The organism is Solemya velum gill symbiont (assembly GCF_002020255.1).
GTDB lineage: Bacteria > Pseudomonadota > Gammaproteobacteria > Chromatiales > Chromatiaceae.
On the sequence record NZ_MPQG01000041.1, the window covers coordinates 1 to 1,021 of the forward strand.

At 41.5% G+C, this 1,021-nt stretch carries 1 protein-coding gene; it reads left to right on the forward strand.

Annotation, left to right across the window (positions count from 1 at the left end; translation table 11 throughout):
• Nucleotides 1-635: 635 nt before the first annotated feature.
• The coding region (locus BOW06_RS12830) for an Hsp70 family protein (protein WP_179116192.1) at nucleotides 636-1,021 on the forward strand (386 nt) is incomplete at its 3' end.

Sequence of the window (1,021 nt, forward strand, 5' to 3'; positions counted from 1 at the left end):
CGAAGAAAGTACTTAATGGCTACGCTGTTCGGGCTACTAGCGGAACTGATACTGATAGACTACGAGTTCTTCAAAGCTGAATGTTCGCGAGAAAACAGCAACGGGACCCAATTTTATATTTTACGGTGATATGCCTATATTATGAGAAAAATGATGAATGTTTTCTTTCAACTAGCATATTATGAAGATCCCAGAAAAGTTTACTAATGATAATCATTGGGTTTCATTTAGTACAGTATATCATATACTAATATCGAGACCAACTAAAGCCAGTAGAATTACCTCCCTTAAGTTGAAGTTCATGAATATTCAACAGTCAGTTATAAACAGACACACCACGTGTTCTGGAACATTCCCGACATGTGGAGAAGTTGACAGAACTATCTGGTGCCGTCAGAGCGCTTATAAATACGGCGACCAGCGAAATATTATTCATTATCGCTGTAACGATTGAAGATACCAGACCGACGAGAGATAGAGTCTGAGAAAACGTTCTAGTTGTGTTTTAGCATTGGATTTTACACTCGATAGTAATTGACACTGTCTAACATACTCACTGTGAAAAGAGCCGAGTATAAGAAAAGTTGGAGATTTTGTTTTATATCTTTTCACACACGAACTGTTTGAACTGAGAAATGCCTGCACAAAAAGCGCCAGCCATAGGCATCGACCTGGGGACAACCTACTCCTGTGTCGGTGTGTTTCAACACGGGAAGGTGGATATCATCGCAAACGACCAGGGGAACCGAACTACGCCCAGCTATGTGGCCTTCTCTGAGAGCGAGAGGTTGATTGGAGATGCTGCTAAAAACCAGGTAGCTATGAATCCACAGAATACCGTGTTCGACGCCAAACGACTTATCGGTCGAAAGTTCGAAGACACATTTGTTCAGAACGACATGAAGCACTGGCCGTTTAAAGTTGTCAATAACGCCGGCAAACCGAAAGTTGAGGTGGAAGTAAAGGGTGAAAGGAGAATACTCTCACCCGAAGAAATCAGTTCCATGGTATTAACAAAAAT